The organism is Neorhizobium sp. PAMB6716, from assembly GCF_058242805.1.
In genome coordinates this window covers 1,205,885-1,221,279 of record NZ_CM177835.1, presented here as the reverse complement: position 1 = coordinate 1,221,279, position 15,395 = coordinate 1,205,885, and the positions used below count along the sequence as shown (strand labels likewise).

At 61.4% G+C, this 15,395-nt stretch carries 12 protein-coding genes; 3 read left to right on the top strand and 9 right to left on the bottom strand.

The window, feature by feature from the left end:
• Window positions 1-101: 101 nt before the first annotated feature.
• From AC4CWH_RS05895 to AC4CWH_RS05885, 3 genes are read right to left on the bottom strand one after another with little or no spacing between them, the layout of a single operon-like run.
• A complete protein-coding gene (locus tag AC4CWH_RS05895; protein ID WP_491320790.1) occupies window positions 102-3,173 on the bottom strand; it encodes an efflux RND transporter permease subunit in 3,072 nt (1,023 codons plus the stop codon).
• Window positions 3,170-4,258: an efflux RND transporter periplasmic adaptor subunit gene (locus AC4CWH_RS05890; protein ID WP_491320789.1), complete on the bottom strand. Its 1,089-nt coding sequence runs from the start codon at window positions 4,256-4,258 to the stop codon at window positions 3,170-3,172. The genes AC4CWH_RS05895 and AC4CWH_RS05890 overlap by 4 nt, the downstream gene beginning before the upstream one ends.
• Window positions 4,255-5,328, bottom strand: coding sequence for an efflux RND transporter periplasmic adaptor subunit (locus tag AC4CWH_RS05885; protein WP_491320788.1), 1,074 nt, complete (start codon window positions 5,326-5,328; stop codon window positions 4,255-4,257). Before AC4CWH_RS05885 ends, AC4CWH_RS05890 begins: the two co-directional genes overlap by 4 nt.
• Before the next feature lie 68 nt (window positions 5,329-5,396).
• Here AC4CWH_RS05885 and AC4CWH_RS05880 point away from each other — a divergent pair, with 68 nt between their 5' ends.
• Complete coding sequence (locus tag AC4CWH_RS05880) at window positions 5,397-6,047, top strand: TetR/AcrR family transcriptional regulator (protein ID WP_491284778.1); 651 nt, start codon at window positions 5,397-5,399, stop codon at window positions 6,045-6,047.
• A 36-nt stretch (window positions 6,048-6,083) separates the two neighbouring features.
• On the opposite strand, the gene AC4CWH_RS05875 is transcribed toward AC4CWH_RS05880, so the two are convergent.
• Both AC4CWH_RS05875 and AC4CWH_RS05870 read right to left on the bottom strand, forming a co-directional pair.
• Entirely contained in the window at window positions 6,084-7,340 is a 1,257-nt protein-coding gene (locus AC4CWH_RS05875; RefSeq protein WP_491320787.1) for an arsenic transporter, read from the bottom strand.
• A gap of 12 nt (window positions 7,341-7,352) precedes the next feature.
• Window positions 7,353-8,630 (bottom strand): MFS transporter, encoded by a 1,278-nt coding sequence (locus AC4CWH_RS05870; protein WP_491320786.1) that lies wholly within the window; start codon window positions 8,628-8,630, stop codon window positions 7,353-7,355.
• 353 nt (window positions 8,631-8,983) lie between these two features.
• Here AC4CWH_RS05870 and AC4CWH_RS05865 point away from each other — a divergent pair, with 353 nt between their 5' ends.
• Together AC4CWH_RS05865 and AC4CWH_RS05860 are read left to right on the top strand one after the other, a co-directional pair.
• Window positions 8,984-10,186 carry a mandelate racemase/muconate lactonizing enzyme family protein gene (locus AC4CWH_RS05865; RefSeq protein WP_491320785.1) on the top strand — a complete coding sequence of 401 codons (1,203 nt, stop codon included), beginning with the start codon at window positions 8,984-8,986 and terminating at the stop codon, window positions 10,184-10,186.
• A 38-nt stretch (window positions 10,187-10,224) separates the two neighbouring features.
• Window positions 10,225-11,142 (top strand): DMT family transporter, encoded by a 918-nt coding sequence (locus AC4CWH_RS05860; RefSeq protein WP_491320784.1) that lies wholly within the window; start codon window positions 10,225-10,227, stop codon window positions 11,140-11,142.
• Window positions 11,143-11,230: 88 nt separating this feature from the next.
• On the opposite strand, the gene AC4CWH_RS05855 is transcribed toward AC4CWH_RS05860, so the two are convergent.
• Genes AC4CWH_RS05855 through AC4CWH_RS05840 form a run of 4 tightly spaced genes read right to left on the bottom strand, consistent with a single transcriptional unit; the run spans window position 11,231 to window position 15,265 of the window.
• Entirely contained in the window at window positions 11,231-12,235 is a 1,005-nt protein-coding gene (locus AC4CWH_RS05855) for a TRAP transporter substrate-binding protein (protein WP_491284767.1), read from the bottom strand.
• 48 nt (window positions 12,236-12,283) lie between these two features.
• Window positions 12,284-13,561 (bottom strand): TRAP transporter large permease, encoded by a 1,278-nt coding sequence (locus AC4CWH_RS05850; protein ID WP_491284765.1) that lies wholly within the window; start codon window positions 13,559-13,561, stop codon window positions 12,284-12,286.
• Window positions 13,561-14,094, bottom strand: a complete 534-nt coding sequence (locus tag AC4CWH_RS05845; RefSeq protein WP_491320783.1) for a TRAP transporter small permease — start codon at window positions 14,092-14,094, stop codon at window positions 13,561-13,563. Before AC4CWH_RS05845 ends, AC4CWH_RS05850 begins: the two co-directional genes overlap by 1 nt.
• 7 nt (window positions 14,095-14,101) lie before the next feature.
• Window positions 14,102-15,265 (bottom strand): fumarylacetoacetate hydrolase family protein, encoded by a 1,164-nt coding sequence (locus AC4CWH_RS05840; RefSeq protein ID WP_491321363.1) that lies wholly within the window; start codon window positions 15,263-15,265, stop codon window positions 14,102-14,104.
• Window positions 15,266-15,395: the final 130 nt, after the last annotated feature.

The following is a 15,395-nucleotide window of genomic DNA, read 5'->3' as shown; positions in this document are numbered from 1 at the left end:
GCGCCATGGCCAATTGAGACTGAAGGTGACGGAGGCCAGTGCCGTGGGCTTGGTTGCACAGGCAGAAGCAGCGGTGGCGCCCTTTCGGGCGCCACCTGTTTTCAGGCATGCACGTCGCGCGGGGTCTCGTCATCGACCTCGCGCTTGATGCCGAACCAGGCGACGTAGAGGGCCGGCAGGAAGAGCAGCGTCAGCACGGTGCCGACCACGATGCCGCCCATCATGGCGTAGGCCATCGGTCCCCAGAACACTTCACGGGAAATCGGGATGAGGGCAAGCGTGGCGGCTGCTGCGGTCAGCAGGATCGGCCGCATGCGATGCTCCGTTGCCTCGATTACGGCGCGCCAGGGCGCAACCCCCTCGCTACGCAGATGCTCGATCTGCACGACAAGGATGACCGAGTTTCGGATCAGGATGCCGATCAGCGCCAGGATGCCGAGGATGGCGACAAATCCCATCGGCGCATTGCTCAGAAGAAGAGCTGCCACCACGCCGATCAAGGCCAGCGGCGCCACAGCAAACACCAGGAACAGGCGGCTGAAGCTCTGCAGCTGGAACATCAGGATGGTTGCCATGGCAAACAGCATCAGTGGTGCAACGGCTGCAATCGGGCCTTGCGAATCCGCGCTGGATTCCACCGAACCACCCAGTTCGACATGATAGCCGGGCGGCAGCGTGTCCGTGAATTTCTTCACGTTCGGTTCCAGCTGCGTGACGATCGTTGCCGGCTGGGTGGAGCCGATGACGGCAGCCTTGATGATGATCGTCGGGATGCGGTCGCGCCGGCCGATCTTGGGCTGTTCAAGTTCGTAACGGAACTTGGCGACAGCCGAGAGCGGCACGGAGTTGCCGCTGCTGCTGGGCAGCTGCAGGTTCTTCAGCGTCTCGATCGAGCCGCGTTCGGTATCCTGCGCCCGGCCGATCACATTGATCAGATAGATTGAATCGCGCACGTTGGTGGCGGTCGTGCCTTCGACGATGCCGCTGAGGCGGTTTGCGATATCCTGCGAGGAAATCCCCAGCTGGCGTGCCTTGTCCTGCAATACGTCCACCTTCACGACCCGCGACGGTTCGTTCCAGTCATAGGTCATGTTGGACAGGAGCGGATGCTGGTTGACGATACTGCCCAGTTGCATGGCCAGCTGACGAACCGTCTGGATATCCGGGCCACTGACGCGGTACTGGACCGGCTTGCCGACGGGCGGGCCGATGTCCAGGAGCTTGACGAAGGCATCCGTGCCCGGGAACGTCTTGCCCAGATAGGCCTGCAACTCGCCGCGAAGGCGGTTTCGCGCCTCCAGATCCTTGGCGACGATGACGGTCTGCCCGAACCAGACAGCCGAAGACTGCACGTCGTAGGACAGGATGAAACGCGGAGCGCCTTCGCCGACATAGGTCGACCAGTGATCGATATCGGGGTTCCCGGCCAGCTTTTCCTGCTCGAACTGCGCCATCTGACGGTTTGTCTCGGTAATGGTGCTGTTGTTGGGCAGGTTCCAGTCGACGATCAGTTCGGGGCGGTCCGACGAGGGAAAGAACTGCTGTTGCACGAGGCTGAGACCGCTCACAGAGGCTGCGAAGGCCAGGATCGTCAGCAGGATGGTGATCCAGCGCCAGCGCATGGCCACACGCAGAAGCCAGGCGAAACCGCGCGTCACGCGCCCCTTGTTCTCGTGATGCGATTTCATCGTCTTCGGCAGGATCGACACGCCAAGCAGCGGCGTGAAGAGCACGGCGACAATCCACGACACCACCAGCGAGACGGCAATGACGACAAAAAGCGTGAAGGTGAATTCACCCGCCGCACTGTTGTTGAGGCCAATCGGAATAAAACCGGCAACGGTCACCAGCGTGCCCGTCAGCATCGGGAAGGCGGTCGAGGTGTAGACGTGGGTCGCCGCCTTGCGCAACGTATCCCCCGCCTCAAGGCGAGACACCATCATCTCCACGGCAATCATGGCATCATCGACAAGCAGGCCGAGCGCGATGATCAAGGCCCCCAGTGAAATACGCTGCAGCGAGATGCCGGTATATTCCATGAAAACGAAGGTAATGGCCAGCACCAGCGGAATGGAGATGGCAACGACCATGCCCGCCCGCATGCCCAGGCTGATGAAGCTGATGGCGAGCACGATGACGATGGCTTCAAAGAGCGCGCGGGTGAAGCCGGAAACGGCCTCATCCACCACCTTGGGCTGGTCGGAGACACGGGCCACGTCGACACCGATCGGCAGATCGGAGACCACCCGCTTCATCTGCGCATCCAGCTTTTCGCCGAATTCCAGAAGATTGGAGCCTGCCTTCATGCCGATGGCAAGGCCGATGGCGGGCTCGCCCTTGAACCGGAACAACGAGGACGGCGGATCGACATAACCGCGCTTGATGGTGGCGATGTCGGTGAGCGGGAAGAAGCGGTTGTTGATCCGAAGATTGATGGACTTCAGGCTGTCTTCGGAGGTGAACTGGCCACTGACGCGCAGCGCGATCCGCTCCGGCCCCGCTTCCACGACGCCGGACTGCGTCACCGCATTCTGGGCCTGAAGCGTATCGATGACCGATTGCTGGTCGATGCCGAGCGCTGCAATCTTGCGGGTCGAGAATTCCAGATAGATCGCTTCGTCCTGGGCGCCGACGATGTCGATCTTGCCGACATTGGGAACCGTGAGAAGCTTGGCACGTGCATCCTCAACGAGGTCACGCAGCTGGCGCTGCGTCAGCCCGTCGGACATGAAGGCGTAGATATTGCCGTAAACGTCGCCGAACGTGTCATTGTAGAAGGGACCGACGACACCGCTTGGGAAATCCCCCTGGATGTCGCTCACCATGTTGCGGATCTTCAGCCAGTTGGCGGTCACATCCTTCGCCTTGGTGGTGGGAAGAAGCTCAACGAAGATCGTCGTCTGACCCGCCGTCGTTTCACTGCGGGTATAATCGAGGGCGTCAAGCTCCTCGAGTTTCTTTTCGATCCGGTCGGTAACCTGGCGTGTCACTTCTTCGGCAGAGGCACCCGGCCACTGGGCGTTGATGACCATCGTCTTGATGGTAAAGGCCGGGTCTTCCTCGCGTCCGAGATTGATATAGGAGAAGGTTCCGGCCAGAACGAACACGATCATGAAGTACCAGACGAGCGAGCGGTGTTCGAGCGCCCAGTCGGAGAGGTTGAAGGATTTCACTTGGTCATCTCCTGATCGACGCGAATGGTCTGACCTTCTTGAAGTGTGTGGGCGCCGGCAACGGCGATGCGTTCGCCCGGGCGAATGCCGTCCGTGACGGTCACCATGCCTTCCGGCGGTGGCTCACTGGCCAGCGTCACCGGACGCGAAAAGACTTTCTTTTCCGCTTCGGAAACGACCCAGACTGTGGTCTTTCCCCCATCGACCTTGATGGCAGAGGACGGGATGCGGATCACCGCATCGTCCTTGTCCAGTGCGGTCGCCGTGATCACGGCGCCGAGCCTCAAGGCTTCCGGCGGATCGATCAGGCTGAGTTTCGTGCGACGGGTGCGGGTGGCGTCATCGGCTTCCGGCGCAATTTCACGCACGATGCCCTTGGCATGCAGGGTTGGATCCAGCTGCAGCGAGACATCGAAGGCCGTTCCGGGCCCAACCTTGTCGCCTGCGGCTTCCGGCACATCGATGACGGCATCCTTGACTTCCGGGCGCGCCACGGTGGCAACGCTCTGGCCCGCCGACACCACCTGACCCACCTCCGCGGATGTGGCTGTCACCACGCCATCGAATTCGACCAGGAGGCGCGCGTAGCCGAGCTGCTCGTTGGCCTTGTCGAGGTTGGCCTGGGCCTTGTCGACGGAAGCCTCGGCAGTCTTGCGATCGAGAACGGCGGTCTCGTATGCCGATTTGGCGCCGGACTGTTTTTCGTACAGGGTCTTTTGGCGTTCTTCCGTCGTCAGCGCATTGGCAAGCTGCGCCTGGCTGTTGACGAGATCAGACTGCGAACTCTTGACGGCCAGTTCCAGCGCCAGCGGATCGATGGCGGCAAGGACATCGCCCTTCTTCACGAGGTCACCGACCTGGACGTTGCGGGCCACGATGCGGCCAAGCACGCGGAAACTGAACTCGGTGGTGACGCGGGCTTCCACCGTTCCGGGAAGCGAAAGCTGGGCAGCCGGTTCCGAACGGACAATGACCGACAGGATCGGCCGCGGCGGTTCGGCTTCGGCTGTTTCTTCCTTTTGGCAGGCAGTCAGAAACGTGGCGGCCAGAAGGAGCGCCGCGAGGCTGGGGGCGGTGGTCTTCATTGTGCAGTTCCTTCAAATGCCACGACTTCCCCCTGGCTCAGGAAATTGGCGCCCGTTGCCACCACGGTCTCGCCCGGCTTGACGCCGGAGCGGATGGAAAAACGGCCGCTGTTATAGGTGATGACATCCACCGGCCGGATCGACACGGCTTTCGTTTCGGGATCGATGACCCAGACGGCCGGCTGGCCGGCAAGCGAGGTCATGGAGGACCACGGCAGCTCGATCACGCTCTGCGGCTTGTAATGGGCGATCGCAACGATCGGACTTCCAAGTTTTGCCCACGGCACCTCCTCAAGCGCAAGCTTGATGCGCACCGTTGCCGAGCTTGAATCGATCGTCGGCGAGACCTCGCGGACGGTCGCCTTCATCGACGGACCGCCCGAAAGCAGGTGGACCTTGATATCGCCTGCCAGTTCACGGCCGAGGAGGAGCGATTCATCGATATTGACCACGGCGTCGCGCGGGCCATCATGGGCGAGCGTGAAGATCAGCTGGGCTGCCTGCGCCACCTGCCCCACTTCGGCGTTGCGCGCCGTAATGACGCCGTTCGCATCGGCGATCAGATCTGTCTGCGAGAGCGTGTCGCGCGCCGTATCGAGCTGGGCCTGCTCCGATTCCACCGTCGCCTTGGCCCGCAGCAGACTTTCGCGGGCCGAATCGAGATCCGCCCGTGTCGTCACGCCGGTGGTGAACAGGCTCTGCTGTCGATCGAACGCCTGCTGGGCCTGGGTCTGCTGGGCCACGGCCGAGGCGAGCGTTGCAACAGCCACCTGCAGGTCAGCCTGCTGCTCCTGCGCATCGATGCGGGCAAGGACCTGGCCCGCCTTCACCCGGTCACCCACGTCGACGAATCGATCCGTGATGCGGCCGCTGACGCGGAAGGAAAGATCCGACTGGACGCGGGCGTCGATCTCGCCGGTGGTGGAAACTTCTTCGGACACTTCGGTCGCCTTGACGACCACAGCACCCACGTGTCGGGCCGCCTTCGGGGGCGTCTCCTCATGCGGCGCGCAAGCCGCCAGGAACCCCAGTGAAAACGCCAGGAACGCGTTTGTAATTAACCGTTGCATGGTTGCCCCTTGAACAATTGCCAGACTACGTTAAATTTGAATGACCAGTTAGTCAATGAAATTTACAAATGAAGGGAACTTTGGCCGAAACGATGGTAAACGACAGGAAACTCAACAGGGCAGAGCAGAAGGCTCAGCGACCCATCCAGATTCTCGATGCCGCTTTCGAGGAATTCATCGCGAACGGCTTTGCCACGGCGCGGGTCGAAGATATCGCCGAGCGGATCGGCGTCACGAAAGGAACGATCTACGTTTATTTCCCCACCAAGGAAAACCTCTTCGCGGCCATGATTGCGCATGTGGCGACCCCGCTTGAGGAATTGCTGCACAATGCCGGAGACCTCAAGGGCAGTTGCGCAGACCGCCTGGAAGCTCTCCTTCTTCTCTTCTATGAGAAAATACTTAAAAATAGGCATACGCGAGAACTCATCCGCTTCGTCATTTCAGAGGGACCCCGTTTTCCGCACATCGTACAGAAACATCATGACGAGCTGATCGATCCGCTGTTCATGCGCGTGCAGGCATTACTTGACGAAGGCATAAAAGCTGGCGAATTCCGCAATGGGCCGGCAGCGCTCGCCCCGGTCATCTTCGCCCCGGTCATCGCGCGCATCATGGAGACGCTCATTCGCGGCGATTCACCTCATGTCGAGCTTGATCCCTACATCCGGGCGCATCTCGATCTTGTCATGAACGGGCTTGTGATAAAACGCGCCTGACCAGCCGCCGTCTTCTGCTGAGAGCCGGATCCCGCGTTACTGGAGGGCTAGAACGCCAAGCGACAGGACAAGCGCCGGGATCATCACCACGACACCAAGCCGCAGGAAGGCAAAGGCCCCCATATGAAGCCCCTCGCGGCGAAGGGCAGATAGCCAGAGGATGGTGGCAAGCGACCCGGTGACCGAAAGGTTGGGCCCGAGATCCACGCCGATCAGCACGGCGGCGGCAATCTTGTCGGAGACATGGGCTGCCTGAACGGCGCTGCCGGCGACAAGCCCTGCCGGGAGATTGTTGACGAGATTGGAGACTACGGCGACGACTGTGCCGGCAAGGGCTGCCGTCTGAGCCGGATGGCTTTCAGCCCCCATCGAGAGCCAGCGGGCCAGCGTATCGGCAAGGCCGGTGCCGTTCAGCGCCTCGACGACGACGAAGAGGCCGGCGACCAGCGGCAGGACGCTCCACGATACACCCTTCAGCGTCGCAACCGGGCTCCTGCGCGTCACCGCCATGATGACGACAGTGGTGAGGCAACCGGCGACAAATGTCGGAAGGCCAAGATCAAGATCGAGTGCGGAGGCGCCGAGCAGCAGCAGCGCCGTGACGATGAGGCCGACACCCGCAAGACGCGCGCTGGAGGACAAGGCCATGGGTTCGACATGCGCGCTGACGGTGTCGGTGGCAAGTGCTGCCCGCTGTGTCCAGAAGAGAGCCGCAAACGTCGCGGCAATCGCCACCAGCGACGGTAACGTGAAGGTTGACAGCCAGTGCCCGAGCGGCGGCATCTCGCCTCCCCCGAAAATCACCAGATTGGCGGGGTTTGAGATCGGCAGGACAAAACTTGCGGCATTGGCGATGAAGGCGCAGATCAGCAGATAGGGCATGGGATCGCGCACCCGTGCCGCCCGGCAGGCAGCATAGACGGCCGGCGTCAGCACGACGGCCGTTGCATCGTTCGACAGGAAAGCGGTGACGATTATGCCGACACCGAAGATCAGCGCAAACAGCCGCCGGGGAGAGCCCTTGGCATGGGCCGTGGCAATCGAGGCCAGCCAGTCGAACAGCCCCTCCTGTCGGGCCAGTTCCGACAGAAGCATCATGCCGATGAGAAACAGATAGATGTCGAGCCCCTTGGAGATCCCAAGCCAGGCATCGGACAGACCGATCAGCCCGAGCGCCAGAAGCAACAGTGCGCCAAGAACCGCCCAGATCGCTTCCGGCCAGCCGAAAGGCCTTGTGATCACTCCAAGCGCGGTCAGCCCTGCGATCGCCCACGTCATCGTCAATGCCTGCATCGTCATCTGCTTTTAAGAGTTGGAAGAGCCACCCGGGCGGCTAGCTACTGCGGAATCGTCCCCGGCACCAGTGCCTTTGTCCTGCGGTGGTGCAATGGCGTGACGACCGAAGAGAAAGGCTGCAACCGCAAGTGCAGCCACGCCACCATGAACGAAATAGGCGAGCGAATAACCGCCGAGATCCGTCAGCCAGCCGGCCACGACATTGCTCAGCGATGCGCCGATCCCCTGCACCGTCATCACGGCGGCAAAGCCGACATTGAAACGTCCGGTGCCGGACAGTATCCGTTCGGCGGCAATCGGTGTCGCAATGCCGATCAGGCCGGCACCAATGCCGTCGAGGATCTGCACCGGGTAAATGACGCCGAAATCGGAGAAGGAGCCGGCGATGAGGCCCCGCAGCGGAAGCGACAGGAGGGCGATGACAAAGACAGTGGCCAAGCCAAAGCGGCGAAGCAGAAAGGGCGTCGCCAATGCCATGGCAATCATCGACAGCTGTGAAACACCTGTGGTGATTGCGGTGGTGCGGAAGGGCGTACCGAGCTGGAGGGAAAAGTCCTGTGCGATCAGCCGGCTGATCGGCGCATTGCCGAAGTGGAAGATCATCAGCGTGATCGCAAGCAGGACAAGACCCTTGCTGCCCACCAGCACCGCATAACCCGAGGGGCCAGGCGTTCCATCATCATGCCCAAGCCCGCGCGCCACCTGATGGTCGATCTCGCGGGGATTGATCGCAAGCGTTGCCAGGATGGCCGCAAAGGCCGTGACGATCATCAAACCGACAATGCCGCTGACGCCAAAATACACGGTGGCACCATAGATGCCGGCGAGCGAGACAACATTGCCGGCATGGTTCCAGAATTCATTACGGGAGACCTGGCGCGAAAAGGCACGCTCGCCAACAAGACCCAGCGTCAGGCCCATGAGTGCCGGGCCGACCAGCGCGCCAACGATTGCCGTCATCGATAAGCCTCCGAAAACGGCGGCGTTGCCGGGGCTTGCAAGCGTCCAGAGCGCCGAGGCCGTGACGAGGATGACGGGGATGATGATCAGCGTCCGCTTGGCGGTTGAGGCATCCACAAGGGCGCCGAGCAGAGGGGTGGCGATCATGCCGAGCACGCCGCCGAGCGTTGCGACAATCCCGAGCGTCATCGGCGACCAGCCATGGGTTGCCAGAAAGCCATCGAGAAACGGCCCCAGCCCATCACGCGCATCGGCCAGGAAGAAATTGAGGACGGCAAGGGCAAAAAGGGAACGGCCGGATAGGCGGGAGGTCGCAGACTTTGGCATGCCGGCCTCCTTGTTCCAGACGGATGATCCATCGGTGGCGGGCGAGAACGACGCGCCAGCGATTTTGTTCCAGACGATCTCAAGGTTATCGATCTCAAATGAAAACAAGCCGTTGCTGTGGCATTCCGGCAGGCTTTGAAGCATCCGGGCGCAAGAACTGTCTCGCGCTCCCGAATGCCTGCGGCCCGCCGTTGCTCTGCCTTTTCGGCTGCATCTTGGCGTTGCCATTTGTCTGACAACATGACAGGATTTGCATTCGCGACCGGGGATTCTTTTTCGCGGTTCTGGCGAAGGTGACGGACGGGGAGGACCGGAGTTTGGCCGGCCGTTCAGCACAGGCATGGGAGGATATCTTGAAAATTACGGCGATTGAAACCGTTCGCATCGGCGAGCGCCCCAATCTCTTGTGGGTTCTCGTTCACACGGACGAAGGCCTGACCGGGCTTGGCGAAACGTTTTTCGGGGCAGAGACGGTGGAGGCCTATCTGCATGAATATGTAGCACCTCGGGTCATCGGCCGCGATCCGCTGGAGATCGACAAGCTTGCCGCCGATCTCGTCGGTTATGTCGGCTTTCGCTCCTCGGGCGCGGAAATGCGCGGAAACTCCGCTTTCGACATCGCGCTCTGGGACATTTTCGGCAAGGCGACAGGCCAGCCGATTGCCCAGCTTCTCGGCGGTTTCACCCGCCGCGAGATCCGTACCTACAATACCTGTGCGGGCACCGAATACATCAAGAAGGCGACGGGCCAGACGACGGCCAATTACGGGCTTTCCGGCGCACGCGATTACGACGACCTCAACGGCTTCCTGGAGCGCGCCGACGAACTGGCCCATTCGCTTCTGGAAGATGGCATTACCGCCATGAAGATCTGGCCGTTCGATGCGGCCGCGGAAAAGACGCGCGGTTCCTATATCTCCATGCCGGACCTCAAGCAGGCGCTGGTGCCGTTTGAAAAGATCCGCTCCGCCGTTGGCGACCGCATGGATATCATGGTGGAATTCCATTCGATGTGGCAATTGCTGCCGGCCATGCAGATTGCAAAGGCACTCACTCCGTTCCAGACCTTCTGGCACGAAGACCCGATCAAGATGGACAGTCTTTCGAGTCTCAAGCGTTATGCGGACGTTTCCCCTGCGCCGATCTCCGCCTCGGAAACGCTCGCCACCCGCTGGGGTTTTCGCGATTACCTGGAAACGGGCGTGGCGGGTGTGGTCATGCTGGACATTTCCTGGTGCGGCGGGCTGTCGGAGGCTCGCAAGATTGCCTCCATGGCCGAAGCCTGGCACCTGCCGGTTGCTCCGCATGATTGCACCGGGCCGGTGGTTCTGTGTGCCTCGACGCATCTGTCGCTCAATGCGCCGAATGCGCTCGTGCAGGAAAGTGTGCGCGCCTTCTACAACACCTGGTACAGGGATCTGGTCACAGCACTGCCTTCAGTGCAGAACGGCATGATCACGGTGCCGCCCGGCCCGGGCCTCGGCATGGAGCTGAACCCGGATCTCGACCGCGCCTTTACCGTGAGCCGCCGACTATCCGATCGCTCACAGCTCTGATAACGCCGCAATCGCCCCTCGCCTTCTTCGGAGCTTAAATGTTGAAATCCCCTTCCCGCCGCGCCGCTTCGGCTGCGGCCTTTGCCGGCCCCGCCATCATGCTTCTGGGCATGCTGCTGTTTGCGCTGAATGACGCCATGGGCAAATGGCTGGTGGCGAGCTACGGGCTCGGGCAGGTCATCCTCATTCGAAGCGTGGCCGCCCTTGTCATCCTGTCTCCCTTCCTCTGGATGGCCGGCAGGAAGCCCATTCTGGAGGCTGAACGGCCGGGCCTGCAGGCGGCGCGCGTTGTCTTTTCGACGCTGGAACTGTTCTGCTTCTATTATGCCGTGATGTATCTGCCGCTCGCCGACGTCATGACCTATTGGCTGGCAGCGCCGATCTATGTCGCCGCCGCCTCGCCGTTCCTGCTCGGCGAACACGTCGGCTGGCGCCGGTGGACCGCCATCGGCGTCGGCTTTATCGGGGTGATCGTCACACTCGAGCCGTCAAGCGCCATGTTTACGGCACCGGCGCTGATCTCGATCATCGGCACGGCAGCCTTTGCCTTCATGATGCTGTCGGGGCGCAGTCTTCGCGGCACGCCGGACAAGACACTGGTGCTGTTCCAGACTGGAGGTGCTGCGCTCGCCGGTCTCGTCTTTGCACCGTTCGACTGGACGCCATTGTCTTCTGTCACAGAAGTGCTGGCCCTCTCCCTCCTCGGCGTGGTTGCCATGAGCGCGCATATGCTGGTCAACCGGGCGCTGAAGATTTCGGATGCGGCAACGGTTGCACCACTACAATATACGCTTCTTCTCTGGGCCATCGTTTTCGGTTGGTGGTTTTTTGGAGAAGTGCCGCGCACCACCATGGTCATCGGTGCCGCCCTCATCGTCGGCTCCGGCCTGTTCATCTTTTTCCGGGAACAGCAATTGAAGAAGCGCGATAAGGTTCTGCCTTCCGTTCCAGAATAGTGGCCTGCCGGAACGGCTTTGGAATCAAGAAGGCCCGCAGCGGTTCTCCGCTGCGGGCCTTCATTTTGGGGTAATGCTTCAGCCGTGATTACTTGCGAATGGCGGCAAGCTCGGCAACGATGCCGTCGACCACGTCGGCGCCGATTTCAGCCTTGTGTTTCTCGTAGACCACCATGGACTTTTCGCGGATGCGCTTCTGCTCGTCTTCCGAGAGCGTGTTGACCTTGAGGCCGGCTTCCTTGATCTTTTCCAGCGACTTCTTGTTGAGGTCGGCAATTACGCCGCGCTCAACATCGCGCCCGACCACTGCGCACGCGCGAAGCGCGGCCTGCTCGTCAGGCGTATAGGTATCGAAGATCGCCTTGGAGAAGAGGAAGAGGAACGGCGTATAGGCGTGGTTGGTCTCGGTGACGAATTTCTGCACTTCGAAGAATTTCGAGGTGTCGATCGTCACATAGGGGTTTTCCTGCGCGTCGATGGTCTTGGTTTCCAGCGCGGAAAACACCTCGCCAAACGCCATCGGCGTGGCATTGGCGCCGAGGTTCTGGAAGGTGTCGAGGAAGATGTTGTTCTGCATGACGCGAACCTTCATCCCCTGGAAATCTTCCCACTTCTCAACCGGGCGAACGGAGTTCGACAGGTTGCGGAAGCCGTTTTCCCAATAGGCGAGGTTGACGAGACCGACAGCTGCCATCTTCTCGTTCATCATGTCGCCGAACTTGCCGTCCAGCACCTTGTAGGCTTCCTGGGCATTGGCAAACAGGAAGGGCAGATCGAACACGCCAAGCGCCGGCTCGATGCCAACGAGCGGCGAGGACGAGGTGACGACGGCTTCCTGCACGCCGGAACGCAGCGCCTGCGTGGCCTGAAGGTCACCGCCGAGCGCGCCGCCCCAGAAGGCCTGCAGCTTCAGCTTGCCACCGGACTTTTCATCGAGGCACGCCTGCATGGCCTTGATGCCGTTGCCGACGGGGTGATCGGCATTGATGCCGTTCGACACACGAATGGTGCGGCTGTTGAATTCGGCAAATGCCGGGGCTGCCGCCGAGGCGGCAAAGGCGAGTGCGGTGGTTGCGAGTAGTAGCTTTCTCATGGAATATCCTCCCTTGGATCCTATGATGAGACTATTGAACGTATCGCGTCACCTCAGCCACTGGGCCGGCACGGTGACGATCTGCGGAAACACGACGAGCAGCATGAGCACCAGCACCTGCGCGAACAGGAAGGGCAAAATGCCTGTTACGACCTTGCCGAGCGGCACGCGGCCGACGCCGCTCACCACGTTCAGCACGACGCCGACGGGCGGCGTGATCAGGCCGATGCAGCAGTTCATGATGAACATGACGCCGAAATAGACCGGATCGATGCCCGCCTGCTTGATGATCGGCATCAGCACCGGCGTCAGGATCAGGATGGTCGGCGTCAGATCCAGCGCGGTTCCGACGAGCAGGACCAGCAGCATGATGACGAACATCAGCAGCATCGGCCGGTCGATCAGCGGCTCGATATACTGCGTGATCTCACCGGGAATATTGGCAGCCGTGATCAGCCAGGACGAGACGAGTGCCGCGCAGACCAGGAACATGATGATCGACGTCGTCTTGGCCGCCTGCAGCACCACATGCGGCAGATCCTTCGGCTTCAGCTCGCGGTAGATCACCATGCCGACGAACATGGCATAGGCAGCGGCAATCACGGCCGCTTCGGTTGGCGTGACGACGCCGGCTTTGATGCCGCCGAGGATGATGACAGGCATGCCAAGCGCCCAGGCGGCACGCCCCGTGGAGCGGAGGCGTTCACGGGCGCTGGCTTTGGGAAGCGGCTGGACATCGTCCTTGCGCACCACGATCTGCCAAGCGACGACAAGCGCCAGCCCCATCAGGATGCCGGGCACGATGCCCGCCATGAAGAGCTGCGTGATCGAGACATTGGCGGCGACGCCAAACACGATGAAGGCCATCGAGGGCGGAATGACCGGCGCGATGATGCCGCCGGATGCGATGAGGCCCGCCGAACGCGGCACGTTATAGCCGGCCTTGGCCATCATCGGGATGAGGATAGCGGCAAGGGCTGCGGTATCGGCAGCGGCCGAGCCCGAGATCGACGCCATGATCACCGCTGCCATGATGGCAACAATGCCAAGGCCGCCGCGAATATGACCGACGCAGGCAATCGCAAACTCGATGATGCGCCGCGACAGGCCACCGGAATTCATCAGCTCGCCGGCAAGAACGAAGAAGGGAATGGCGAGAAGCGTGAATGTATCGGCGCCGGCGATCATGTTCTGGGCGATGATCTGGCTGTTGAACATCCCCATGTACCACATGAGGGTGACGCCACAGAACATCAGGGAAAAGGCGACGGGAACCCCGATCGCCATAGCGCCGAGAAGCGAAACGATAAAGACGATCAGGGTCATCAGGCGCGCTCCGCCAGCTTTTCAATGCTCTGGTCTTCGCCGGCAAAGGCGGCGATTTCCGCATCGCTGGTGCGTCCGGTCACCGTGCGCACCAGCCGTTCGAGCGCGATCAGCGCACATCCGCCGCCGGTAAAGAAGCCGATGCCATAAACCCAGCCCATCGAAAGCCCCGTGACCGGTGCCTTCATGCTGGCATTGATCGGCAACTGCTTCCAGGTGCCCCAGAAAAACAGCAGGGACACACCGAGGATGACGAGATTGCTCAAGGCCATGCAGACGAGCCTCCCGCGGCGCCCCATCAGGCCGACCACCGTTTCAACGCCCAGATGGCCGTATTCCCTAAAGCCGACGACCGCACCGATGAAGGTGAGCCAGACGAAGAAGTAGCGCGCCATTTCATCCGAAACGGTGAGGCCCGAATTGAAGCCGTAGCGCAGTACGACATTAACGAACACCATCAGAGCCATGCCGCCAAGAAGCAGGATCAGCAGGAATTCGAGACACTTGTAGAAGAGATCGACAATCTTGGTCATGCGCCCCTCAAGCCTTGTCAGCCAAGCCGCGGCGGGCCAGGTTTTTAAAAAGCGCCCGCGTGCCAAACGTCCATTCGGGGCAGGCATCGGTGCGATCAACGATATTGACGAGGCGGCCGAGCATCGGTGTCGCGATCTCGACGCGGTCTCCCACCTCGTGGGTAAAACCAAGGCCTGCTCCGCGGCGATCCTTCACCGGCGCAAACATCGTGCCGAGGAAAAGCACCGCGCCATCAGGATATTGATGGTTGCGGTTGCGCAATTGCGAGGCGAGGTTTTCCGGCGTGCGGCTGATCGCTTCCATCGGGCTTTCACCGGTCATCTCAAAACCGTCTTCGCCCCGCACCAGCAGGGAAACGCGCACCTTGCGCAGGTCCTCCATGGAGAAATCGTCATCGAAGAGCCGGATGAACGGGCCGATGGCGCAGGAGGCATTGTTGTCCTTCGCCTTGCCGAGCAGAAGCGCCGAGCGCCCCTCGACATCGCGCAGGTTCACATCGTTGCCGAGTGTGGCGCCAACGATCGTGCCGTCGGAGCGCACGGCCAGCACCACTTCCGGCTCCGGATTGTTCCACTGCGAAATCGGGTGAATACCGACGACATCGCCGCAGCCAACCGACGACATCGGCTGGGCTTTGGTGAAGATTTCCGCATCAGGGCCGATGCCGACTTCGAGATATTGCGACCAGAGGCCCATGTCCTGCAGCAGCGTCTTGACCTTGGCCGCCTGCTCCGAGCCCGCAACGAGCCCGCGCAGGCTGTCGCCCAGCACCGGCGCAAGCTTTGCGCGGATATCCTGCGCACGCCCGGCATCGCCCTTGGCCTGCTCCTCGATCACCCGCTCCAGCATGCTGTCTGCAAAGGTTACGCCCGCGGCCTTGATGGCCTGAAGGTCGACGGGGGCAAGCAGGTGGCCAGCCGTACCGGTGAGGAAATCATCGAGGGCGCCGAGATCGGGAAGATCCGTCGCCTGCGCAAGCTTTGCGGCAATGCCATCGATTTCCAGAAGGCCGGACATGGTGGCGGACACGCCGCTCACATCCAGCACGCGGCCATCACGCAGGACGACAGGGCAAGGGCCTTCCGCCGCATTGGACCAGACACGTCCGACCAGCAGTGCCTTTTCGGCATCCTGCGGCAGAATCTCCACGGATTTCAGGTTGCGTCGCAACGCCAAAGCGGACCCCTCCCATTACCTCCGGGCCGGGACACCTCCTGTCACCAAGCCCCATTGTCAGGATGTCTGACAACGACCTATCCGATTAATACGGACAGTTTTCGCGGCTGTCTACCCCGAAGGA